23 protein-coding genes and 1 tRNA gene are annotated in these 23,711 nt (G+C 66.7%); 22 read left to right on the top strand and 2 right to left on the bottom strand.

Annotated features, from left to right (window positions below):
- Positions 1-26 precede the first annotated feature (26 nt).
- The 22 genes from BLT71_RS07470 (at position 27) to BLT71_RS07570 (ending at position 21,776) form a co-directional block, all read left to right on the top strand.
- A complete protein-coding gene (locus BLT71_RS07470) occupies positions 27-458 on the top strand; it encodes an organic hydroperoxide resistance protein (protein WP_091718918.1) in 432 nt (143 codons plus the stop codon).
- Entirely contained in the window at positions 455-1,474 is a 1,020-nt protein-coding gene (locus BLT71_RS07475; protein ID WP_091718920.1) for an NADP-dependent oxidoreductase, read from the top strand. Before BLT71_RS07470 ends, BLT71_RS07475 begins: the two co-directional genes overlap by 4 nt.
- Before the next feature lie 232 nt (positions 1,475-1,706).
- Positions 1,707-2,813: a BMP family lipoprotein gene (locus BLT71_RS07480; RefSeq protein WP_091718922.1), complete on the top strand. Its 1,107-nt coding sequence runs from the start codon at positions 1,707-1,709 to the stop codon at positions 2,811-2,813.
- A 175-nt stretch (positions 2,814-2,988) separates the two neighbouring features.
- Positions 2,989-4,563 carry an ABC transporter ATP-binding protein gene (locus BLT71_RS07485; protein WP_091718924.1) on the top strand — a complete coding sequence of 525 codons (1,575 nt, stop codon included), beginning with the start codon at positions 2,989-2,991 and terminating at the stop codon, positions 4,561-4,563.
- Positions 4,556-5,944: an ABC transporter permease gene (locus BLT71_RS07490; RefSeq protein WP_091718926.1), complete on the top strand. Its 1,389-nt coding sequence runs from the start codon at positions 4,556-4,558 to the stop codon at positions 5,942-5,944. The genes BLT71_RS07485 and BLT71_RS07490 overlap by 8 nt, the downstream gene beginning before the upstream one ends.
- On the top strand, positions 5,941-7,263 hold the full coding sequence (locus tag BLT71_RS07495; protein ID WP_091718928.1) for an ABC transporter permease: 1,323 nt from the start codon (positions 5,941-5,943) through the stop codon (positions 7,261-7,263). Before BLT71_RS07490 ends, BLT71_RS07495 begins: the two co-directional genes overlap by 4 nt.
- A gap of 5 nt (positions 7,264-7,268) precedes the next feature.
- Entirely contained in the window at positions 7,269-7,670 is a 402-nt protein-coding gene (locus tag BLT71_RS07500; RefSeq protein ID WP_082497437.1) for a cytidine deaminase, read from the top strand.
- A complete protein-coding gene (locus BLT71_RS07505; RefSeq protein ID WP_091718930.1) occupies positions 7,667-8,998 on the top strand; it encodes a thymidine phosphorylase in 1,332 nt (443 codons plus the stop codon). Before BLT71_RS07500 ends, BLT71_RS07505 begins: the two co-directional genes overlap by 4 nt.
- 6 nt (positions 8,999-9,004) lie before the next feature.
- Positions 9,005-9,634: a DedA family protein gene (locus tag BLT71_RS07510; RefSeq protein ID WP_091718933.1), complete on the top strand. Its 630-nt coding sequence runs from the start codon at positions 9,005-9,007 to the stop codon at positions 9,632-9,634.
- Between the two features lie 240 nt (positions 9,635-9,874).
- A complete protein-coding gene (locus BLT71_RS07515; RefSeq protein WP_056082014.1) occupies positions 9,875-10,603 on the top strand; it encodes a DedA family protein in 729 nt (242 codons plus the stop codon).
- Between the two features lie 39 nt (positions 10,604-10,642).
- On the top strand, positions 10,643-11,779 hold the full coding sequence (locus tag BLT71_RS07520; protein ID WP_091718934.1) for an adenosine deaminase: 1,137 nt from the start codon (positions 10,643-10,645) through the stop codon (positions 11,777-11,779).
- An 88-nt stretch (positions 11,780-11,867) separates the two neighbouring features.
- Positions 11,868-12,494: a MazG nucleotide pyrophosphohydrolase domain-containing protein gene (locus BLT71_RS07525; RefSeq protein WP_091723886.1), complete on the top strand. Its 627-nt coding sequence runs from the start codon at positions 11,868-11,870 to the stop codon at positions 12,492-12,494.
- 118 nt (positions 12,495-12,612) lie between these two features.
- Positions 12,613-13,893 (top strand): phosphopyruvate hydratase, encoded by a 1,281-nt coding sequence (eno, locus tag BLT71_RS07530; RefSeq protein WP_091718936.1) that lies wholly within the window; start codon positions 12,613-12,615, stop codon positions 13,891-13,893.
- A gap of 180 nt (positions 13,894-14,073) precedes the next feature.
- Positions 14,074-14,790, top strand: coding sequence for an FtsB family cell division protein (locus BLT71_RS07535; RefSeq protein WP_091718938.1), 717 nt, complete (start codon positions 14,074-14,076; stop codon positions 14,788-14,790).
- A 27-nt stretch (positions 14,791-14,817) separates the two neighbouring features.
- Positions 14,818-15,489 carry a DUF501 domain-containing protein gene (locus BLT71_RS07540; RefSeq protein WP_091718940.1) on the top strand — a complete coding sequence of 224 codons (672 nt, stop codon included), beginning with the start codon at positions 14,818-14,820 and terminating at the stop codon, positions 15,487-15,489.
- Positions 15,486-16,433 carry a Ppx/GppA phosphatase family protein gene (locus tag BLT71_RS07545; RefSeq protein ID WP_091718943.1) on the top strand — a complete coding sequence of 316 codons (948 nt, stop codon included), beginning with the start codon at positions 15,486-15,488 and terminating at the stop codon, positions 16,431-16,433. Before BLT71_RS07540 ends, BLT71_RS07545 begins: the two co-directional genes overlap by 4 nt.
- A 4-nt stretch (positions 16,434-16,437) precedes the next feature.
- A complete protein-coding gene (locus BLT71_RS07550) occupies positions 16,438-17,814 on the top strand; it encodes a S8 family serine peptidase (RefSeq protein WP_091718944.1) in 1,377 nt (458 codons plus the stop codon).
- A 60-nt stretch (positions 17,815-17,874) separates the two neighbouring features.
- Positions 17,875-19,335, top strand: a complete 1,461-nt coding sequence (locus tag BLT71_RS07555) for an NAD(P)/FAD-dependent oxidoreductase (RefSeq protein ID WP_091723888.1) — start codon at positions 17,875-17,877, stop codon at positions 19,333-19,335.
- 100 nt (positions 19,336-19,435) lie between these two features.
- Entirely contained in the window at positions 19,436-19,882 is a 447-nt protein-coding gene (locus BLT71_RS07560) for an ACT domain-containing protein (protein ID WP_231994474.1), read from the top strand.
- Entirely contained in the window at positions 19,882-20,106 is a 225-nt protein-coding gene (locus tag BLT71_RS20755) for a hypothetical protein (protein ID WP_231994475.1), read from the top strand. Before BLT71_RS07560 ends, BLT71_RS20755 begins: the two co-directional genes overlap by 1 nt.
- A gap of 20 nt (positions 20,107-20,126) precedes the next feature.
- A tRNA-Leu gene (locus BLT71_RS07565) sits at positions 20,127-20,200 on the top strand.
- A gap of 220 nt (positions 20,201-20,420) precedes the next feature.
- Entirely contained in the window at positions 20,421-21,776 is a 1,356-nt protein-coding gene (locus BLT71_RS07570) for an ABC transporter substrate-binding protein (protein ID WP_091718946.1), read from the top strand.
- A gap of 65 nt (positions 21,777-21,841) precedes the next feature.
- Here the strand turns inward: BLT71_RS07570 and BLT71_RS07575 are convergent, their stop codons facing one another.
- Together BLT71_RS07575 and BLT71_RS07580 are read right to left on the bottom strand one after the other, a co-directional pair.
- A complete protein-coding gene (locus BLT71_RS07575) occupies positions 21,842-22,615 on the bottom strand; it encodes an ABC transporter ATP-binding protein (RefSeq protein ID WP_015936442.1) in 774 nt (257 codons plus the stop codon).
- Positions 22,612-23,709, bottom strand: coding sequence for an ABC transporter ATP-binding protein (locus tag BLT71_RS07580; RefSeq protein ID WP_091718948.1), 1,098 nt, complete (start codon positions 23,707-23,709; stop codon positions 22,612-22,614). Before BLT71_RS07580 ends, BLT71_RS07575 begins: the two co-directional genes overlap by 4 nt.
- Positions 23,710-23,711 lie beyond the last annotated feature (2 nt).

The raw sequence follows: 23,711 nt of genomic DNA on the forward strand, positions 1-23,711 counted from the left end.
CCAACCATGAAAGGGCGGTCATCCACGTGAAGACCCTTTACACAGCAGAAGCACTTGCCTCCGGCGAGGGCCGGGACGGCAGCGCCCGGTCCAGCGACGGCAAGCTCGAAGTGGGCCTCGCCAGCCCGGTGGAACTGGGCGGAAGCGGCCAGGGCACCAACCCTGAGCAGCTCTTCGCTGCCGGCTACGCCGCATGTTTCCACTCGGCGCTCCGCCTGGTGGGCCGCAAGGAGCGCGCCGACCTGACCGACTCCGCCGTCGCAGCCAAGGTCCACCTGGGCCAGCTGGACGACGGTGCAGGATTCGGCCTCGCCGCCGAACTGGAGATCGCCCTTCCGGCCCTCGACCTCGCAACGGCCGAGGCCCTGGTGGCCAAAGCCCACCAGGTCTGCCCTTACTCGAACGCCACCCGCGGCAACATCACCGTCGAACTCAAAGTTTTGGAGTACGCAGCATGAGCACCACCACCATTCCCGCAGCAACCCGTGAAATCCAGCTCGCTTCCCGCCCCGTGGGCCGGCCCGTCCCGGAGAACTTCCGCCTGGCCGAATCGCCGCTTCAGGAGCTGGCCGAGGGCCAGATCCTGGTCCGGAACCTGTTCATCTCCGTGGATCCCTACATGCGCGGACGCATGAACGACGTCAAGTCCTACTCCGCGCCCTTCGCGCTGGACAAAGCGCTCGACGGCGGCGCCGTGGGTGAGGTCATCGCGTCCCGTTCCGACGCACACAAGGAAGGCGACGTCGTCGTGCATTCCCTCGGCTGGCGCGAATACGCCGTGGTGGACGGCAGCACGGCCTCCCCGGCCCGGACCGACCTGGCTCCCGCATCGGCGTTCCTGGGCGCACTGGGCATGACCGGCCTCACCGCTTACGCAGGCCTGCTCAAAGTGGCCGAGTTCAAGGAAGGGGACGCCGTCTTCGTTTCCGGCGCCGCCGGAGCCGTCGGTTCGCTGGTGGGACAGATTGCCAAGGCCATGGGCGCCCCCCGCGTCATCGGCTCCGCCGGCTCACCCGCCAAGGTGGCCAGGCTCCTCGAACTCGGCTTCGACGCCGCCTTCGACTACCACGACGGCCCCGTGCGCGAACAGCTCGAAAAGGCCGCCGGTGCCCAGGGCATCGACGTCTACTTCGACAACGTGGGCGGCGAACACCTCGAAGCCGCATTATCGGTCCTGAACGTCGGCGGCCGGGTGGCCATGTGCGGAGCCATCGCCCAGTACAACTCCACCGAGCCCACCCCGGCGCCGCACAACCTCATGCAGGCCATCGGCAAGCAGCTCACCCTGCGCGGCTTCCTGGTGGGCGGCCAGCGGCAGCACGCTGCAGAGTTCGCCGAGAAGATGGCCGGCTGGCTCGCCAGCGGCGCCGTCCGCTACGACGAGACAGTGGTGGACGGGCTTGAAAACGCACCGCAGGCCTTCATGGACCTGCTGGATGGAGCCAACACGGGCAAGATGCTGGTCCGCCTGTAGGGCCGACGCACTAGCCTCACCATGCACCCCTACTGCTTGGTAACAACTTGTAAACAATCTCCGGGAACTGGTGCCAGCGTGCTAGGGGGACGTGGCGCAGGCCACTAAAGTGATGGGATCAGTGCGCTCCGGCGCATGCTGCGGGCATCAGTGACAACAGAATTTCAGTGCAGAAACGGACACTCATTGAATTCGTGCCGTAGCGCCACTCTCGCATCCTGGAGGAATCTTGATGACATCACTGCGTGCACGCATGAAGCGCGGTTCAATGGCCGGCCTGGCTACCGTCAGCGCCTCGGCCCTTCTTTTGACAGCCTGCGGCGCGGCCCCGGAACCGGGAAGCACCTCGTCCGCCGGTGCCAGTGACTACACCGGCTGCATCGTCTCCGACTCCGGCGGGTTCGATGACCAGTCCTTCAACCAGTCCTCCTACGAGGGCCTGAAGAAGACGGAGAAGGACCTGGGCATCAAGGTGAACCAGGTCGAATCCAAGACCAACAACGACTTCGAACCCAACCTCCGTGCCATGGTGACCGCGGGCTGCGACCTCACCGTGACCGTCGGCTTCCTGCTGGGCGACGCCACCAAGGCGCAGGCCACGGCCAACCCGGACAGCCACTTCGCCATCATCGACTTCGGCTACGAGACGCCCATCAGCAACGTCAAGCCGATCATCTACGACACCGCGCAGGCGGCGTTCATGGCCGGCTACCTCGCCGCAGGCACCACCAAGACCGGGACCGTGGCCACCTTCGGCGGCATCAAGATCCCCACCGTCACCATCTTCATGGACGGCTACGCGGACGGCGTGAAGTACTACAACGAAAAGAAGGGCAAGGACGTCAAGCTCCTTGGCTGGAACAAGGACGCCCAGGACGGCAGCTTCACCGGCGACTTCGAAAAGCAGGACGTCGGAAAGCAGCTCACCCGCAACTTCCTGGACCAGGGCGCCGACATCGTCATGCCGGTGGCCGGGCCCGTGGGCAAGGGTGCAGGCGCCGCCCTGCAGGAAGCCAAGAACGCCGGCAAGGACGTCAAGCTGATCTGGGTTGACTCCGACGGCTTCCTCACCGCCCCGGACTACAAGGAGATCATGCTCTCCTCGGTCATGAAGCAGATGGGCGAGGCCGTGGAAACCGTGGTGAAGGAAGACAAGGACGGCAAGTTCAGCAACACCCCCTACGTTGGCACCCTCGCCAACGACGGCGTGCAGCTGGCCCCGTTCCACGACTTCGATTCCCAGGTTCCCGCGGACCTGAAGTCTGAACTGGACCAGATCAAAAAGGACATCGTGGACGGCAAGCTGAAGGTCGAATCCGCCGCGAGCCCGAAGGCCTGACCCCGCACTTGGCGCCACTGCCGGCCCGTCCCTGACAGGCCGGCAGTGGCGCTTTTTGCTGGCATCCCTTTTTCGGGCCACGCCCGGTTCTCCGACGGCTGCACCCACTAGGCTGGAGCTGCAGCCACATATCCCGTCCGGTCGATCACCGGACGCTTCGAGATTGGTCAGAGTTTTGAAACTTGAACTCAGAGGCATCACCAAACGCTTTGGGACCCTGCTCGCCAACGACCACATCGACGTGGTGGTTGAATCCGGCCAGATCCACTGCCTGCTGGGCGAAAACGGGGCCGGTAAATCCACCCTGATGAACGTGCTCTACGGACTGTACGAGCCGTCCGACGGCGAAATCCTCATCGACGGAAAACCCGTCTCCTTCCGTGGCCCGGGTGACGCCATGGCGGCCGGCATCGGCATGGTGCACCAGCACTTCATGCTTGTCCCGGTATTCACCGTCGCCGAAAACGTTGCCCTGGGTGCCGAGCCCACCAAGGCGGCGGGCTTCCTCAACCTGGACGAAACCAGGCGCCGGATCCGGGAAATCTCGGACCAGTACGGCTTCGACGTCGATCCCGACGCCCTGGTGGAAGACCTTCCCGTGGGCGTCCAGCAGCGCGTTGAGATCATCAAGGCGCTGGTCCGCAACGCCAAGGTCCTCATCCTCGATGAACCCACCGCCGTCCTCACCCCGCAGGAAACCGACGAACTCCTGGACATCATGCGGCAGCTCAAGGCCGGCGGAACCTCCATCGTCTTCATTTCCCACAAGCTGCGTGAGGTCAAGGAAGTCTCGGACACCATTACCGTTATCCGACGCGGCAAGGTGGTCGGCTCCGCGGAACCCTCGGCTTCCACCACGGACCTTGCCTCGATGATGGTGGGCCGCGCCGTCAGCCTCACCCTCGAAAAGGCCCCCGCGAAGCCGCAGGAGAAAACCTTCGAGGTCCGGGACCTGACAGTCATCGCCCACAACGGCCAGCACGTGGTGGATGGACTCAGCTTCGACATCGCCCGCGGCGAAATCCTGGCCGTGGCCGGCGTCCAGGGCAACGGCCAGACCGAACTCACCGAAGCCATCCTGGGACTCCAGGAGCGGGTGTCCGGCTCCATCACCCTCGACGGCAAGGAACTCCTGGGCCGGTCCGTCAAGGACGTCCTGAAGGCCGGCGTCGGATTCGTCCCCGAAGACCGCAAGGTGGACGGCCTGGTGGGAACCTTCTCCGTCGCCGAAAACCTGGTCCTGGACCTTTACGACAAACCTCCCTACGCCAAGGGCATCAGCATGAGCCCGGCCAGGATCCTCGAAAACGCCAAAGCCCGCATCGAGGAATTCGATGTCCGCACGCCCTCCGCAGCTGCGGCCGCCGGGACACTGTCCGGCGGCAACCAGCAAAAGGTGGTGATGGCCCGCGAGCTCTCCCGCCCCCTGCGCCTGTTCATTGCTTCCCAGCCCACCCGCGGCGTGGACGTCGGCTCCATCGAATTCCTCCACCGGCGCATCGTCGCCGAACGCGACCAGGGCACGCCGGTGATGATCATCAGCACCGAACTCGATGAGGTCATGGAACTCGCTGACCGTATCGCCGTGCTGTACAAGGGCAAGCTGGTGGGCGTCGTACCCGCCGGCACCGGCCGCGACGTCCTTGGCCTGATGATGGCCGGAATCCACCCGGATGAACAGGCCCAACCCCAGCCGGCCGCCAGCCGCCCGGCCCCCACCTCCGACGCCGAGGGAGGCGACCATGTCTGAGCAGCATCCCCCCAAACGAACTGGCGGCGAAGAGCAGGGTGACACCCAGCCAGCCAAGCCGCACCAGGCCAACCTTGCCGCCGAGGAAACCGCCGCCGTCGTCTCCGTGGACACGGCCGGCGGCGCCATGGGCCCCTCGGCCGTCCCTGCCAGTGCCCAAAGCGGCCAGCTGCCCGGCGGCCCTGACACGCTGCTCCGAAAGATCTTCACCGGCAGCGGCATGGTGTCCGTCCTGGCAGTTTTCCTGGCCCTCGTCATCGGCGGCCTGCTCATTGCCAGCACCGACACTCGGGTGGCCTCCACGGCCAGCTACTTCTTCGCCCGCCCCGCCGACTTCCTGACCGCCGTCTGGAACGCCGCAACCCGCTCCTACATCGCCCTGTTCCAAGGGGCCGTGTTCAACCCCCGCGGCAACAGTGTGGCAGCCCAGTTCGCTCCGTTCATGGAGACCCTCACCATCGCCACGCCGCTGATCACCGCCGGCCTGGGAGTGGCGCTTGCCTTCCGGGCAGGGCTCTTCAACATCGGCGCCCAGGGCCAGATCATCGTGGCAGGCATCCTTGCCGCCTGGGTTGGTTTCGCACTGCACCTCCCGCTGGGCCTGCACCTGTTGCTGGTCCTGGTGGCGGGCATCATCGGCGGCGCGCTCTGGGGCGGCCTCGTCGGCGTGCTGAAGGCCCGCACGGGAGCCCATGAGGTCATCCTCACTATCATGTTCAACTACATCGCCCTCTACTTCCTGCGGTACCTGCTGAACACCCCGGCCTTCCAGCGCCCGGGGGAGTCGAACCCCATCTCACCCATCCTGGATCCGTCCGCCGTGTACCCCCAGATCTTCGGCAGCCAGTACCGGCTCCACCTGGGCTTCGTCCTCGCCATCGGCGCCACTTTCCTGGTCTGGTGGCTCCTGAACCGGTCCACGGTCGGCTTCGAGTTCCGCGCCGTGGGTGCCAACCCCAAGGCTGCCCAGACCGCCGGCATCAACGTGTCCCGCTCCACCATCCTGGTGATGGCCATCGCCGGCGGACTGGCCGGCATGTCCGGCGTGGCCCAGGTGGCCGGCACCGAAAAAGTCCTCACGGACGGCGTGGCAGCCACCTACGGCTTCGACGCCATCACCGTCGCACTGCTGGGACGTTCGACGCCGTGGGGCACTTTCGCAGCAGGGCTGCTGTTCGGCGCCTTCCGCGCCGGAGCCGTCCAGATGCAAATCCAGACCGGCACGCCCATCGACATTGTCCTGGTGGTCCAGTCGCTGATCGTCCTCTTCATCGCCGCGCCGCCGCTGGTGCGCGCCGTCTTCGGGCTCAACCCGCGGCGGAAGAAGCCCGCCCGCGCCGCCAAGTCCACGAAGGCAGCCACCACCGGAGGTGCAGCATGAGCACAACAGTTTCATCCCGGCCGGGCAACCCGCAGCCGGACAACGCCGCGGCGGATACCGGCGCGGCAGCCACCTCCGCCAAGCCGGTGAGCTGGAAGACCCCCGTCCTGCTGGCCGCTTTCGGGCTGATCGCCCTCGTGTTCTTCGGACTCCTCGGCCCCAACAAGACGGCCAGCTTCGGCATCTCCACGGGAAGCGACTTCTTCCAGTTGCCCGCCCTGGAGGTCAACGCCTTCGGCGGCGGCATTGTGCTGTCGGTGCTCCTCCTGGCCCTCGCCGCTTACGCCGTCTACCTTAAGACCAAGGGACGCCCTGCCCCCGGCTGGCTGACTGTTACGTTCATTGTCCTGTTCGTGGCCGCGTTCCTGATCTGGGTGGTGGGCGGCGCCCGCACTCCCAGCATCTCGCTGGCAGGCCTCATCGCCGGCTCGGTCACCCTGGCCGTGCCGCTGGTGTTCGGTTCGCTCTCCGGTGTCCTTTGCGAACGCGTCGGCGTGGTTAACATCGCCATCGAAGGCCAGCTGCTCGGTGGCGCCTTCACCGCCGCCATTGTTGCCACCATGACGCAGAACCCCTTCATCGGCCTGGCTGCCGCGGCCGTTGCAGGCGCCGTGGTGTCCATGGTGCTGGCCCTGTTCAGCATCAAGTACCTGGTCAACCAGATCATCGTTGGCGTTGTCCTGAACGTCCTCGTCTCCGGCGTCACCGGCTTCCTCTTCAGCACCGTGATGCAGGAAGACAAAGCCCGGTTCAACTCGCCGCCGGGGCTGGACATCATCGAGATCCCCGTCCTGTCCGAGGTTCCCATCATCGGACCCATCCTGTTCCGCCAGTCGCTGGTGGGGTATCTGATGTACGTCGCAGTACTGGTGGTCTGGGTAGGCCTCTTCAAGACGCGCTGGGGGCTGCGGGTCCGCGCCGTGGGCGAGCACCCCCAGGCCGCCGACACCCTGGGCATCAACGTCAACGCCACCCGGTTCTGGAACGTCACCCTGGGCGGTGCCGTGGCCGGAATCGGTGGATCGTTCTTCACCCTGGTGGCCATCGACAGCTTCACCAAGGAGATCTCCGGCGGCCGCGGGTTCATCGCCCTTGCCGCCCTCATCTTCGGCAGGTGGAACCCCATTGGAGCGTTCTTCGCGGCCCTGCTGTTTGGCTTCGCGGACAACCTGCAGAGCATCGTCACCATCATTGGCACCCCGGTTCCCAGCCAGTTCATGGCCATGCTCCCGTACCTGGTGACCGTCCTGGCCGTTGCCGGCCTGGTGGGCAGGTCCCGGGGGCCGGCGGCCAGCGGCATACCGTACGTCAAGGGTTGACCGGCGTGGGGAACACTGTTGACTGGCCTGCGCTGGAGGCAGCCGCCGTCGACGCCATGCGCAAAGCCTACGCGCCCTATTCCAAGTTCCCGGTGGGGGCTGCGGCCCTCACCGGGGACGGCCGGATCGTCAGTGGCTGCAACGTGGAGAACGCCAGCTACGGCCTGACGCTTTGCGCCGAGTGCGCCCTGGTGGGGAACCTCCAGATGACCGGGGGCGGCAGCCTCCGTGCCTTTTACTGCGTGGACGGTACCGGAAATGTGCTGATGCCGTGCGGGCGTTGCAGGCAGTTGCTGTACGAATTCCGTGCTCCGGACATGGAGCTCATGACCACCCAAGGAATCAAGACCATGGACCAGGTCCTTCCTGATGCCTTCGGTCCCGAACACCTGGAGGAAACCCGATGACAGAGACCCGCGCAACGGACACCGTTGCCGAAGCCTTCGACGCCGTGGACATCATCCGCGTCAAGAGGGACAAGGGCACGCTGAGCCCGGAGCAGATCGACTGGACCATCGATGCCTACACCCGCGGCGTCATCGCGGATGAGCAGATGGCCGCGCTGAATATGGCCATCCTGCTCAACGGCATGGACCGCACCGAGATTGCGCGCTGGACGGCCGCGATGATCGCCTCCGGCGAACGGATGGACTTCTCCAGCCTTCGCCGCCCCGACGGCGGCCTGAAATACACGTCGGACAAGCACTCCACCGGCGGCGTGGGAGACAAGATCACCCTGCCGCTGGCCCCGCTGGTGGCGGTGTTCGGCGTCGCCGTCCCGCAGCTGTCCGGCCGCGGCCTGGGGCACACCGGCGGCACCCTGGACAAGCTGGAATCGATCCCCGGCTGGCGGGCGTCCCTGAGCAACGACGAAATACTCGCCCAGCTCCAGGACGTGGGCGCGGTCATCTGCGCCGCCGGGGCAGGCCTGGCCCCGGCAGACAAGAAGCTGTACGCGCTGCGCGACGTGACCGGCACGGTGGAGGCCATCCCGCTGATTGCCTCCTCCATCATGAGCAAGAAGATCGCCGAAGGCACCGGCTCCCTCGTGCTCGACGTGAAGGTGGGCAGCGGTGCGTTCATGAAGGACGAGGCCAAGGCCCGCGAGCTGGCGGAAACCATGGTGGCCCTGGGCCAGGACGCCGGCGTGAACACGGTGGCATTGCTCACCAACATGGGCACCCCGCTCGGCCTGACAGCCGGGAACGCGATCGAAGTCGAGGAATCGGTGGAGGTGCTGGCGGGCGGCGGCCCGGCCGACGTCGTCGAACTGACGGTCAGGCTCGCCGAGGAAATGCTCGCCTGCGCAGGAGTGCACGACGCCGATCCGGCCGCAGCCCTCAAGGACGGGCGCGCCATGGACGTCTGGCACAGGATGATCCGGGCCCAGGGCGGGGACCCCGCCGCTAAGCTGCCGGTGGCCAGGGAGTCGGAGGTGGTTTACGCTCCGGCCGACGGCGTGGTGGTGGAACTGGATGCCCTTTCCGTGGGCGTTGCGGCTTGGCGCCTGGGAGCCGGACGTGCCCGCAAGGAGGATGCCGTGCAGGCAGGCGCAGGGGTGCGCATGCATGCCAAGCCGGGTGCTGTGGTCCGGGCCGGCGAACCGCTGATGACCCTGCTGACGGACACCCCTGAGCGTTTCGACCGGGCAAAGGAAGCGCTGGAGCACGCAGTGGTGATTGCACCGGAGGGTTCGCGGCCCGCACAGCAGTTGATCATTGACCGAATAGCATAGAAAGCTATGCAGGCCATCAATGACTTCATCCTCGCTGCAGCCGGACAACCCTGGGTACTCTTCCTCGTCCTGGCCTGTTGCGTCATTGACGGCTTCTTCCCTCCGATCCCCAGCGAGTCCGTCGTGGTGGGCCTCGCGGCCGTGGCCGCCACGGCGGACATACCCAATCCGTACGTCCTGATGGCCGTTGCTGCGCTGGGCGCGTTCGCCGGGGACAACATCGCCTACCTGATTGGCCGGAAGGTCGGCACCACCCGGTGGGCCTGGATGCGCGGCCAGCGCATGCAGGGCGCGTTCCGGTGGGCCGGCGCGGAACTGCGCAAACGGCCCGCCTCGCTGATCCTCGTGGCGCGGTTTGTCCCCATCGGCCGGGTTGCCGTCAACCTGACGGCCGGCGTAACCCACTACCACCACCTGCGTTTCGTCGGCCTGACCTGCCTGTCCGCAGCCTTGTGGGCGGCCTACTCGGTGGGTATCGGGCTGTTCTTCGGGCAGTGGTTCGAGGAGAACCACCTCCTGGGCGCTGCCATCGCCATCGTCTGCGCCGTGGCGCTTGGCATCATCGTGGACCTGGTGATTAACAAGCTCAGGGGCAAGCCCAACGTCGTGGACCGGATTCGCGAACCCGAAGCCTGAACCAGTCCCGCGGCGTCCCCTTCCGCGGCACCCCGTCTCCACCCGGGGGAGGAGGCCCGGACGGCGCCAAGATCAGCCGCTGGGACGACGCCGGCGCATGCGCTGCCGGGATAGCGTTGCAGTGGTGTTCCCGGGGCGGGGGCGTAGCGAACGACGCCTCCGCCGTGGGACACTTAGGAACGATTTCCGCTTTGGCTGCGTCGCTATGGCAGCGGCATTTTTGTCTAGGAGCAAGACTGCGTGGAGTTTATTAATGAGGCCGTGCTCCATGCAGCGGGCCAGTGGTGGATCTACCCGGTCCTCTTGGTGTTCTTTTTCGTGGACGGCTTCGCGATGGTGGTCCCCAGTGAGACCCTCATCGTCGCCCTGGCGGCCTTCTCCCGGCACAGCGGCGAACCCAACATGTGGATCCTTGGTGCCACCGCGCTGATCGGCGCCATGGCCGGAGACAACATGGCTTTCATGCTCGGCCGCAAAATCGGCCTGGACCGGTGGAAGTGGATGCGCAGGCCCAGGGTCCGGAAGGTCTTCAGCTGGGCGCGCTATGAACTGGATAAGCGCGGCGCGGTACTGATCTTCACCGCACGCTACATTCCCTGGGGCCGGGTGGCAGTCAACTACGTGGCGGGCAGCACCGGGTTCGGCCACCGCCGCTTCTTCGTCCTTGACGCCTTCGCCTGCCTCACCTGGGTGGGCTACTCCATCGGCATCGGCCTGCTGGCCAGCTCGTTCCCCTGGCTGCACCACAACCCGCTGCTCAGCGCCGGCATCGCCGTGGTGTTCGCCATCGTCCTGGGTGTCCTCCTGGACCACATGCTGCGCTGGTGGCACAAGCACCTGGCCCGCAAGGACGCCACGGAAGTGGACGAGTGGCTGGACGGCGGCCCCTCCGGTGCCCGGGACAGCTCAACCGGCGGTCCGGCATTCCTCGCACCGGCAGCCAAGGACGGCGGACCCACTGCCGCCTAGCGGCTGGCATTGAACCGGCACCCACCCTAAGGTGGGAACGTGACTGAGCCTATTGTTGACGAAGCCCCTGCCATCGATTTCGACCTGAAGAGCCTGCCGAAGGTGTCGCTGCACGACCATCTGGACGGCGGACTCCGTCCGGCCACCATCATCGAACTGGCGGAGGCCGTGGGCCACCAGCTCCCTTCCACCGATCCCGTGGCCCTGGGCGAATGGTTCCGCGAGTCCGCGGACTCCGGTTCCCTGGTCCGCTACCTCGAAACCTTCGATCACACGGTGGCCGTGATGCAGACGCACGAAGGCCTGGTCCGGGTAGCGAAGGAGTTCGTCGAGGATTTGGCGGACGACGGCGTGGTGTACGGCGAGGTGCGCTGGGCGCCGGAGCAGCACCTCCAGAAGGGACTCACCCTCGACGAGGCAGTCGAAGCGGTCCAGGAAGGCCTCGAAGCCGGTGTCGAGGCAGTCAGCGACAGCGGCCGCGAAATCCAGGTGGGTCAGCTCATTACCGCGATGCGCCATGCCGACCGCGGCCAGGAGATCGCCGAGCTGGCCGTCCGCCACCGCAACAAGGGCGCAGTCGGTTTCGACATCGCCGGGGCCGAGGACGGCTTCCTGCCGTCCCGCTTCCGTGACGCCTTCACCTACCTGGCGCAGCAGAACTTCCCCGCCACTGTCCACGCCGGCGAAGCGGCGGGCCTGGACAGCATCCAGTCCGCCCTCGTGGACGGCCGCGCGCTGCGCCTGGGCCACGGCGTCCGGATCGCCGAGGACGTCACGGTGGAATTCGACGAAGACACCGAATCCGAGGACACGGTGGGCCTGGTCACTCTGGGCGATCTGTCGAGCTGGATCCGGGACCGCGGCATCGCCCTGGAAATCTGCCCGTCGTCCAACCTCCAGACCGGAGCAATCGCCGCTTTCGGTGAGGGCATCGAAAGCCACCCCCTGGACATGCTTTACCAGCTGGGCTTCAACGTCACCATCAACACCGACAACCGCCTCATGAGCGGCGTCACCCTCACGGATGAGTTCGAACTGCTCGTGGAGACGTTCGACTACGATCTCGATGACCTGCTGGAGCTCACCCTGAACGCGGCCGAAGCCGCCTTCCTGCCGCTCGAGGAAAAGGAAGCGCTGGTGGAGTACATCAACGACGCCTACGCCAACCTTGGCTGACCAGCATCCCGAAACCCCCGGCTCCCCAAAGGGCGAGCTGGGGGAGCTGCTGGGGCTGATAGCCCAGCTGCGGGCGCACTGCCCGTGGATGGGCGCCCTGACCCACGCATCGCTCGTGGAATACCTCCTCGAAGAGGCCTACGAAGTGGCCGAGACCATCGAGGAAGGTCACCCGGACAGTGAGCTGCTTGGCGAGCTGGGCGATGTCCTGCTCCAGGTGGTCCTCCACGCCCGGCTGGCTGAGGAGCGCGGCGCGTTCACGTTCGACGACGTCGCGCGCGGCCTGGGTGCCAAGATGATCCGCCGCAATCCGCACGTCTTCCGCCCGGACGGCACCCTGCAGGACAGCTTTCCCGCCACCGTGGAACAGATCGTGCAGAAGTGGGACGCGGTCAAGCGGGCCGAAAAACCGGAGCGGACGGACCAGTTCGAGGGCATTCCGCAGGCGCTGCCGGCCCTCGCCAGGGCACAGAAATCGCTCGACCGGGCTGCGCGGGCCGGCGTAGCCGCGCCAGCAGCAATTGAGGCCGGGCCCGCCGCGGTCGAAGCCGGCCCCTTCGCGTCGGAGGAGGAGCTCGGAAACCTGCTCCTCGCCGTCGTCCGTTCCGCCCACGCCGGCGGGTTCGACGCCGAACGCGCCCTTCGCGGGGCCGTGCGGCACTACCAGCAGCAGGCAAGCCGCAACCCGGAAGGGCCGGACCCTGCACCATCATGACGTCCGCCGGTGGTGAGGTTTCCGTAACCTCCACCACTCTCGACTACGCTGTTTCCTGACGAGGACGTCGAGTTTTTCTGCCACATCCCCCCGTTAATCGCCCATAAGGAGCAAATTCATGGCGCTTATCGATGCCATCCACGCCCGCGAGATCCTCGATTCCCGCGGCAACCCGACCGTAGAAGTTGAGGTCCTGCTTTCTGACGGCCAGATCGGCCGCGCAGCAGTTCCGTCCGGCGCATCCACCGGCGAGCACGAGGCAGTCGAACTCCGCGACGGCGACAAGGGCCGCTACCTCGGCAAGGGCGTCCAGAAGGCCGTTGACGCCGTGATCGACCAGATCGCTCCCGCCCTCACCGGTTTCGACGCAACCGACCAGCGCAGCATCGACCAGGCCATGCTGGACCTGGACGGCACCCCGAACAAGGGCAAGCTGGGCGCCAACGCCATCCTGGGTGTTTCCCTGGCCGTCGCCAACGCAGCCGCCGCTTCCGCTGACCTCCCGCTGTACAAGTACCTGGGCGGCCCGAACGCCCACGTGCTGCCCGTTCCGCTGATGAACATCCTCAACGGTGGCTCGCACGCCGACTCCGACGTCGACATCCAGGAATTCATGGTTGTCCCGCTGGGTGCTGAGACCTTCTCCGAGGGCCTCCGCTGGGGCGTTGAGGTTTACCACGCGCTCAAGGCTGTCCTGCAGGAAAAGGGCCTCTCCACCGGCCTTGGCGACGAAGGCGGCTTCGCGCCCAACCTGCCGTCCAACCGCGCAGCGCTGGACCTGATCCAGGAAGCCATCAAGAACGCCGGCTACACCCCGGGCAAGGACATCGCCCTGGCCCTGGACGTTGCCTCTTCCGAGTTCTTCAAGGACGGCGCCTACCAGTTCGAAGGCAAGGCACTGTCCGCCAGCGAAATGAGCGCCTACTACGCAGAGCTCGTTGCGGACTACCCGCTGGTTTCCATCGAGGATCCGCTGGACGAGAACGACTGGGAAGGCTGGAAGACCCTCACCGACGCCATCGGCGACAAGGTCCAGCTGGTGGGCGACGACCTCTTCGTCACCAACCCGTCCATCCTGCAGCGCGGCATCGACACCCGGACCGCAAACTCCCTGCTGGTCAAGGTGAACCAGATCGGCTCCCTGACCGAGACCCTGGACGCCGTCAGCCTCGCCCAGCGCGCCGGCTACACCACCATCACCTCGCACCGCTCCGGCGAGACCGAGGACACCACCATCGCCGACATCTCGGTGGCCACCAACGCCGGCCAGATCAAGACCGGCGCCCCGGCCCGCTCCGAGCGCGTCGCCAAGTACAACCAGCTGCTGCGCATCGAAGAGGAACTCGATGACGCCGCACGCTACGCCGGCCGCAGCGCGTTCCCGCGTTTCAAGGGCTAGTAGCCGCGTAATCCAACGGGCGGTGGCTATGGTTGAAAGACCATAGCCACCGCTGCTGTTTCTGCAGCAGCCCGTCCGCCCGGTTGTTGCCCGGCGCTAGTTGTTAATCAACCGCGCTGTGGCAATAAAGGATCATCACAGACAGTGGCGGCCGCAGGCAGGCCGCGTTTCAGGAGTGTCATGGCCACCCGCCGTCCCAAAGTTCCCAAGGTCGCCCCCAACCGCCCAGCCAAGGACACGTCCGACGCCGGTCACGCGCAGGGTGCCGACGTCATCAGGGCGCACTTCGGTTCCGGCAAGGACGGCGCCGGTCACGCTCCGGGCGGCGCGGCGGGTTCATCACCGGCAGGCAGGAACTCCGGCAGCCCGGCTGGAACCCGCAGCGGATCCGGAAGCGGCCCGGCGCAGGCCAAGACCGCCGCGGCGGGCACCGCACGGACCGGCGCAACTGCCGGGAAGACCGTCCCGAAGGGTGGCGCCCCGTCCCCGGAAGCGGACCAGCAGCCCGTCCCGGCCAAGGCATTCTCCGGGCGGATGCTGGCCCTGGCAGTGGTCATGATTGCCATCACCATCATGCTGGCGCCCACGGTCAAGGTTTTCTTCGACAAGAAAGCCGAAATCGACGCCCTCAACGCGGACATCGCCGCACGCCAGGCCGCCGGGGACTCCCTCCGCCAACAGGTCTCGCGGTGGCAGGACCCCAACTACGTGAAGCAGCAGGCCCGCGACCGCATTAACATGGTTATGCCGGGCGAAACCGGCTACTGGGTATTCGGCAGCGATTTGCCGGCCGACGAAACCGGCGGCCAGCCCGGTGCCGCAGCCGCCCAAGACCCCGCAGATCTGCCGTGGGTGGATTCCCTGTGGGAGTCCATCACGCGCGCGGCGACTGAATAAACGCAACAGGAAGGACGGCCCGCGACAGTGGAAAACAACACGGCAGCCGCCCGGGAGAACTCCCGCCAACCATCCGCACATGACCTGGACGTATTGAGCAGGCAGCTGGGACGACCCGTCCGCGATGTGGTGGAAATTCCTGCCCGCTGCGTCTGCGGCAACCCCCTCGTGGCGGCCACCGCCCCGCGGCTGGGCAACGGTACCCCGTTCCCCACCACGTTCTACCTGACGCACCCCGTCATCACGTCCGCCGTCTCACGGCTTGAGGCAGCCGGCGTCATGAACGAGATGAACGGCGAACTCGCCGCCGACAGCCAGCTTGCCGCGGCCTACCGTTCCGCCCATGAGGCCTACCTGGCCGCCCGCGATGCCATCGGGGAGCGGTCTGGGATCGGCGCCGTCCCCGAAATCGACGGCGTCTCCGCCGGCGGCATGCCCACCCGCGTCAAGTGCCTCCACGTCCTGGTGGGCCACTCCCTGGCCGCCGGACCCGGCGTCAACCCCCTGGGTGACGATGCACTGGTCCGCATCCAGGAATGGTGGACCGCGGACCGCTGCTACTGCGACGGCGCCTGGGACTCCACGGGCGAGGCTCCGTCCAAGGACCTCAGCCGGCACGGACCCCAGGGCCTGCCCGGCATCGTGGGCCGGCCGGCACCGGTGCGGAAGTCCGCCACAGCCACGGAGGCCCCGGAATGACACGTGTGGCCGCCATCGACTGCGGCACCAACTCCATCCGCCTGCTCATCGCCGACATCGACCGGAGCACCGGCACCCCCCGCCTCACGGACGTCGTCCGGGAAATGCGCGTGGTCCGGCTCGGGGAAGGCGTGGACGCCACGGGGGAGTTCACCCAGGGAGCACTGGACCGCACCTTCGCGGCCACCGCTGACTATGCGGAGCTCATCCGCCGGCACGGCGCCGAAAAGATCCGGTTCGTGGCGACGTCCGCCAGCCGGGACGCCCGGAACCGGGACGTCTTCGTGGACGGCATCCGCGACCTGCTGGGTGTGGCCCCCGAGGTCATCTCCGGAAACGAAGAGGCCGCGCTGTCCTTCGTCGGGGCCAGCAGCGTCCTGCCCATCCTGGACGGCCACGAGGTGCTGGTGGTTGACCTCGGCGGCGGAAGCACCGAGTTCGTACTGGGTACCGGAGCCGGCGTCACCGCGGCCCGTTCGGTGGATATCGGCTGCGTCCGCCTGACCGAGCGGCACCTGCGGAACGATCCGCCAACCCCCGAACAGATCGCCGCCGCGGAAGCCGACGTGGACGAAGCCATTGCCCTCGCCGGCCGTGAGGTCCCGCTGGAACGCGCCACCGCCGTCGTCGGCGTTGCAGGCTCCATCACCACCATCACGGCGCACGCCCTCGGGCTGACCGAGTACTCGCCGGAGGCCATCCATGGTGCCGAACTGCCCATCGACACGGTGCGGGACGCGTCGTCGGACCTCCTGGGCATGGTCCGCGCCGACCGTGCCGGGCTGCCGTACATGCACCCCGGGCGGGTGGACGTCATCGGCGCCGGGGGACTGGTGTGGCGCCGCATCCTGGAGCAGGTGAACCGGCTCTCAGGCGGCCGGGTCACCACCGCAACGGCGAGTGAACACGACATCCTTGACGGCATTGCCCTGAGCATCGGCTGATTCCATGGTTTCCTCACCTGCATCCGTTCTCCGGAGGTCGGGGTCGGCGGTGCTGGCCCTTGTCCTGGTGGCCTGCTGCCTCTGCGCCGGCCTCGTGGCCGCTCCGGCCGCCCACGCTGACGACTGGCGCGACAAGCAATACTGGCTCGCCGAATCCGGCATCACTAAGGCCTGGGAGGTGTCCAAGGGTGCCGGCGTCAAGGTGGCTGTCATCGACAGCGGCGTGGACGCCCTGCACCCGGACCTCAAAGGCGCCGTGGTGGGGGGCTACGACGCCTCCGGCGCCGGCCAGCCTGACGGGCAAAAGAGCGTCGGCTCCAAGCCGGAACACGGCACCCTCGTAGCCACCATGCTCGCCGGCCGCGGCCACCAGCCTGCCACCGCCAGCCCCAAGCCATCGCCCGGTGCTGCCACCCAGGGGCCGGACGGCATCGTGGGTGTGGCCCCGGAGGCTGAGATCCTCTCCGTCTCCACCTGGCTGGGGTCCACCAACCCCTCGGGCAAGAGCGACCAGGACCAGATTCCGGAGGCCGTCCGCTGGGCCGTGGACAACGGCGCCAAGGTCATCAACATTTCCCTCGGCAGCACAACCCCGCAGTGGCCGCAGAGCTGGGACGCCGCCTTCCTCTACGCCGAACAAAAGGACGTGGTCATCGTGGCGGCCGCCGGCAACCGCGTGGGTGGCAACATCCAGGTGGGCGCACCCGCCACCATCCCCGGTGTCCTGACAGTTGCCGGACTGGACCGCAAGAACACGGCCAGCGTGGACGCGTCGTCCCAGGGCATCAGCATCGGCGTCGCGGCCCCGGCCGAGGACCTTTTGGGCGGGCTTCCGGGCGGCGGCTACGCGGAATGGGCGGGAACGTCCGGTTCCACGCCCATCGTCTCCGGGGTGGCAGCGCTGATCCGGTCCAAGTGGCCGTCCATGAGCGCCGAGCAGGTCATCAACCGCATTGTCACCACCGCCAAGGACGCCGGCGTTCCGGGGAAGGACCCGCTGTACGGCTACGGGATCCTCAACGCCGAGGCCGCGCTCAAGGATGACGTGCCCGAGACTTCCAGCAACCCGCTGGGCTCGGTGGCCGAATGGATCCGGGTCCACCGCCGCGGCAACCTGGCCACCCCTGCGCCGCTGCCCACCGCGGACGTCCCCAGCGCGGTGCCCACGCTTCCCGAAGCGACTGTGCCCGCGGCCGAGGCTCCCTCGCAGCGGGACAGCGCGATCAGCGCCGCCGTCGTGATCGGATTCGCGCTCCTGTTCCTCGCGATCATCGCCGCGGCCGCCGTCCAGTTGACGAGGGCCGCCAGGAACCCTGCATTGGCACGTGACGAAACCGAAACAGGGGTCCTGGACAAGGTGGATTCCGAGCGGAAGCCGTAGCGTTACGGGCACCTGACGCAGTTAGTGAAGATTTTCACAAACTGGGCTATCCTTGAAGGCATGGCAACCACCCCACAGCTCCAGGACCGTCCCCGGGTGCTCGTCGTCGGCGGCGGGTACGTCGGCCTGTACGTAGCACTCAAACTGCAGAAGAAGATCGCGAATGCAGGTGGCATCGTCACCGTCGTTGATCCGCTGCCCTACATGACTTACCAGCCGTTCCTTCCCGAGGTGGCAGGCGGCAACATCGAGGCCCGCCATGCCGTGGTGTCCCACCGCAAGCACCTCAAGCAGTCCGAACTGATCCAGGGCCGCGTCACCGCGATCGACCACGCCAACCGCACCGCGGTTGTGGCTCCGTCCGACGGTGGGGAGACCTTCGAGGTTCCCTACTTCGACGTAGTCCTGGCGGCCGGCGCCATTACCCGCACGTTCCCCATCAAGGGCCTCGCGGACAAGGGCATCGGCCTGAAGACCATTGAGGAAGCCGTTGCGCTGCGCAACAAGGTCCTCGAGCGCATTGAGCTCGGCTCCACCATGACCGATCCTGCGGCGCGGGCCAAGGCCCTCACCTTCGTCGTTGTCGGCGGCGGTTTCGCAGGCATCGAATGCATCACCGAGATGGAGGACATGGCCCGCGCCGCTGTCCGCAACAACCCCCGGGTCAAGCAGGAGGAAGTCCGCTTCGTCCTGGTTGAAGCCATGGGCCGCATCATGCCCGAGGTCACGGCCCCGCAGGCCGAGTGGGTTGTGGAGCACCTTCGCAGCCGCGGCATCGAGGTCCTGCTCAACACCTCGCTGGACAGCGCTGAGGGCGCACTGAAGCTCATCAACCTCCCGGACAAGAGCCCGGCGCAGGAATTCGAAGCCGATACCCTCGTGTGGACCGCCGGCGTACAGGCCAACCCCATGGTCCGCTCCACCGACTTCCCGCTGGAACCCCGCGGGCGCGTCCGCGTCCTCCCGGACCTGCGCATCGGCGGCGACGAAGGCATCGTCGAGAACGCCTGGGCTGCCGGCGACATCTCGGCCGTTCCGGACCTCACCGGCAAGGGCCTGCCTGACGGCACCTGCGTCCCCAACGCCCAGCATGCTCTCCGCCAGGCCAAGCGCCTCGCGAAGAACCTGTGGGCATCCCGCTGGGACAAGCCGCTGAAGGACTACAAGCACAAGAACCTTGGTGCTGTGGCCGGCTTCGGCGAATGGAAGGGCGTTGCCAACATCAACCTGCTGGGCCGCATCGGCCTGAAGGGCCCGCTGGCCTGGCTGGCACACCGCGGTTACCACGGCATGGCCATGCCCACGTTCGAGCGCAAGTTCCGCGTGGTCCTGAACTGGATCATCGCCTTCTTCGCCGGCCGCGACACCACGCAGTTGCTGGACCTGGACAACCCCCGCGGCGCCTTCGTTGCTGCCGCCACCCCGGCACCCAAGCCCGCTGCGGCCCCTGCTCCCGCGGCCCCGGCCGCCGGCGCCTCCGTGGTGGAGCCGAAGGAACCGGTCTCGGCCCAGGCCAAGTAACCGGCTTCGCGCCACAAGCACGACGGCGGCTGTCCCCGAAAGGGGGCAGCCGCCGTTTGCGTTGTGCGGCCCCGCCGGCCCCGCCTCCTAGACTGGCCTCATGACCGCCGAAAAGAACCTCCAGTCCCTGTTGGCGGGGATGCACCCCGTCCAGCGCGACGGCGAGTACGTCTATGTCCTCTGGCCCCACGGCCGGCCCCTGGAGGGCCATGTTGAGGCGGCCGTCCGCGAGGCTGAAGGGCTGACTGTCGTCCTGCCCCGCGCGGAGGCCGACCGGCTGGGCCTTCCCTACGACTTCGTGGCCGCCTGGATCACGCTGGAGATCCACTCGGCGCTGGAAGCCGTAGGCCTCACCGCCGCAGTGGCGAGGGCCCTGACGGACGCCGGCATCAGCTGCAACGTCCTGGCCGGCTTTCACCACGACCACCTCCTGGTCCCAGCGGCGGACGCGCAGCGGACCCTGCAGGTGTTGGCCGATCTTTCCACCGAAAGCCGGGATGCGCCGCGTCCCCGAGGCTCCAGCGCCAGGGCATCGGATCAGCGTTGATGGCGGAGACCATCGCCAGGGCCAACGCTGCGGGGGAGAGCGGCATCGCGCTCCTCGGCAGCACCGAGTACTACCCCAGGTTCGGATTCGTCCCGGCGGCGTCCTTCGGCGTGCTGCCGCCTGATGACGCGTGGGACGGGCACTTCCAGCTGCTGCCGCTGGCGCTGTGGCCGGGCGGGGTGCACGGGACGTTCCGGTACGCCGAACCGTTCGAACGCTTCTGACGGGATACCATTGACCCGGCGCCCCAGTAGCCCAATTGGCAGAGGCATCGGACTTAAAATCCGCGTGTTGTGGGTTCGAGTCCCACCTGGGGTACGGCGCAGAGGATGCCCGCCAAACGGCACCGAATCGGAGGAAGCCGCCCGCACTGCGGGCGGCTTCCGTCGTTTAATTTCGCATATGCAACGACTGTTATAAGGATGTGACCTCAGTCACTTATCTTCGCTTGGGATTTGCATTAGCTTGAAGCTAAATCAGGAACACCTGATTTTTCGCGTCAAAGGCCGTTCGCACCTTTAGATCGAGGAGCTCGTAAATGACTTTATTCCCCCAGGCGGGAACCCGCGCTGCCAAGCTGACAGCGCTTGGCATCGGCGTCGCCTTCATGGTGACAGCGTGCGGCGGTTCGTCCACACCTACGACGTCCGAGTCCGCTTCCTCCGCATCAGCCGGAGGCATCGCGTGCCCCGCACCGGAAACAGGAGGGGGCGCCGCAGCTACGCAGAGCGCGGCGCCGGCAGCTGTTCCGCCGTCCACCGGCAGCACTGAGACTCCGCTCAAGATCGGCTCGCTGCTGCCCACCACCGGATCCCTGGCTTTCCTCGGCCCGCCCGAAATCGCCGGTGTGAACCTCGGCATCAAGGAAGTCAACGACGCCGGCGGCGTGCTGGGCAAGCCCGTGGAAGTGATCCACCGCGACTCCGGTGACACCAAGACGGACATCGCCACCCAGTCCACGTCCGCCTTGCTCGGCCAGGGTGTCAGCGCCATCGTCGGCGCCGCGTCCTCGGGCGTGTCCAAGACGGTCATCAACCAGATCACCGGTGCAGGCGTTATCCAGTTCTCGCCGGCCAACACGTCCCCGGACTTCACCACCTGGGATGACAAGGGCCTGTACTGGCGCACCGCCCCGTCCGATGTCCTCCAGGGCAAGGTCCTGGGCAACTACATGGCGACATGTGGCGCCCAGACCGTCGGCATGGTGGTCCTGAACGATGCGTACGGCACCGGCCTGGCCAAGAACATCAAGGAATCCTTTGAGGCGGCCGGCGGCCAGGTTGTTGCCGAGGAACTCTTCAATGAAGGCGACAGCCAGTTCAGCAGCCAGGTGGACAAGGTGCTTGCGGCCAAGCCGGACGCCATCGCCCTGATCACCTTCGACCAGGCCAAGAGCATCGTTCCGCTGATGACCGGCAAGGGAGTCAAGCCCACCCAGATGTTCCTGGTGGACGGCAACACCTCCGACTACAGCAAGGACTTCCAGGCCGGCACCCTGAAGGGCGCCCGGGGCACCATCCCCGGTACGTTCGCGCAGGACGCCTTCAAGAAGAAGCTCCTCGCCATCGACCCGGCACTGAAGGACTACAGCTACGCCGGTGAGTCCTACGACGCCGTCAACCTGATCGCCCTGGCCACGGAAGCTGCCAAGAGCACCAAGGGTACGGACATTGCCGCGAAGCTGAAGGAAGTTTCGGAGGGCGGCGAGAAGTGCACGTCCTTCGCCGCCTGCGTCACCCTGCTCCGCGAGGGCAAGGACATCGACTACGACGGCCAGTCCGGACCGGTGACCTTCTCCGACGCCGGTGACCCCACCGAGGCGTACATCGGTATCTACGAGTACCAGGACGACAACAAGTACACGGCAGTCAAGGAAGAGTTCGGCAAGCTCTAACCCTTCACAGGCACAAAGAAGCCCCCGTCCACCGGACGGGGGCTTCTTTGTGTTTGGGCTCCGGGCTACTCGACGGTGTCCGCCAGGGTGCCCAGGTACAGCTGGATCACCTTGGGGTCCTTCATCAGCTCCCGGCCGGTACCGGTGTACGCGTCCCGGCCCTGGTCCAGCACATAGCCGCGGTCGCAGATCTGCAGGCAGCGGCGGGCGTTCTGTTCCACCATGATCACGGAGACGCCGGCGCGGTTGATTTCGTGGACGCGGAGGAAGGTCTCATCCTGCTTGACGGGGGAGAGCCCGGCTGAGGGCTCATCCAGCAGCAGGACTGCGGGATCCATCATCAGCGCGCGGCCCATGGCCACCATCTGGCGCTCGCCACCGGACAGGGAACCGGCCCGCTGGGAGCGGCGCTTCCCGAGTTCCGGAAAAAGCCCTGTGACAAAGTCGAACCGCTGCGCAAAGTCCTTGGGCCGCTGGAACATGCCCATCTGGAGGTTCTCTTCGATGGTGAGGGCCGCAAACACATTGTTGGTCTGCGGGACGAAGCCGACGCCGCGGGTCACAAGCTTGTTGGCCTTCAGTCCGGTAATGTCCTGGCCGCGGACCACCACGGTGCCGGAGTGGACCTTCACCAGGCCAAACATGGCCTTGAGGAGGGTCGACTTGCCGGCGCCGTTGGGGCCGATGATGCCGATCAGCTCGCCCTTCCGGGCTTCAATGCTGCAGCCGTTCAGGATGTTGACGCCCGGAATGTATCCGGCCACGAGGTCGGTGACTTTGACGACTGCTTCGCCGTCGTCCACGGGCTGGGCGGCCGGTGCCGCGCTGGTGCTGCTCATTGGCTGTCCCTATCTGTCCGGTCGTTCCCATCGGTTTCGGCGTCCCTGTGCGCGCGCCTGCCGCGTTGCCCGTCACCTGGCGACGGTTCCTCCGGGCGGGCCGTGCCGGCCTCGTCCCCAACAACGTCCAGGGAGATGATCCCGGCGTTATCGGTGCCGACGATGGATTCGTCGTCCGCCACGAGTTCGGCAGCGAGCTCCTTGATGCCCTCTGCGTCACCGAGGTCGACGTCGTGGTGGGCGCCGAGGTAGGCGTCGATGACGGCGGGGTTTTTCATGACCTCCCCGGGCGGGCCTTCGGCGACAACCTTGCCCTCCGCCATGACCACCACCCAGTCCGCGATGTGCCGGACCATGTGCATGTCGTGTTCAACGAACAGGACGGTCATGCCGTCCGCCTTCAGGTTCTTGATGTGGTCCAGCAGGGACTGCGTCAGTGCCGGGTTGACGCCGGCCATTGGTTCGTCGAGCATCACCAGCTTGGGCCGCACCATGAGGGACCGTGCCATCTCCAGGAGCTTGCGCTGTCCGCCGGAGAGCGACGCGGCGTAGTCATCCTTTTTGGCGTCAAGTTTGAACTTCTCCAGCAGGACATCGGCCTGGGCCGTGATCTCCTTTTCCCGGCCGCCCCAGATGCCCTTGAACAGGGCCTTGGCGAGGCTTTCGCCGGGCTGGTTGGACGCCCCCAGCCGCATGTTTTCCATGACTGTCAGCTTGCCCATCACCTTGGTGAGCTGGAACGTGCGGACCATGCCCATGCGGGCCACCTTGTAGGGCGATACCCCCGCCAGGCTGTGGCCCTCAAACTGCCACTTCCCGGTGTTGGGGGTATCGAAACCGGTCAACAGGTTGAAGAGGGTGGTCTTGCCGGCGCCGTTGGGGCCGATCAGTGCGGTGATCTTGTGCCGCGGGATCTCCAGGTAGTCCACATCCACGGCGTTGATGCCGCCGAAGCTGCGGGTGACGTTCTCCGCCACCACGATCGGATCCCGCTTCTTGCAGCCCGGTCCGGTTTCACCCGCTGCGATGGGGCGGCTGTCGGTCATGTAGTCCGGGGCCGCGGCACCGGACGTTTCAGGGTTTTCGTTGTGCATGC

The organism is Pseudarthrobacter equi (assembly GCF_900105535.1).
Classification (GTDB): domain Bacteria; phylum Actinomycetota; class Actinomycetes; order Actinomycetales; family Micrococcaceae; genus Arthrobacter; species Arthrobacter equi.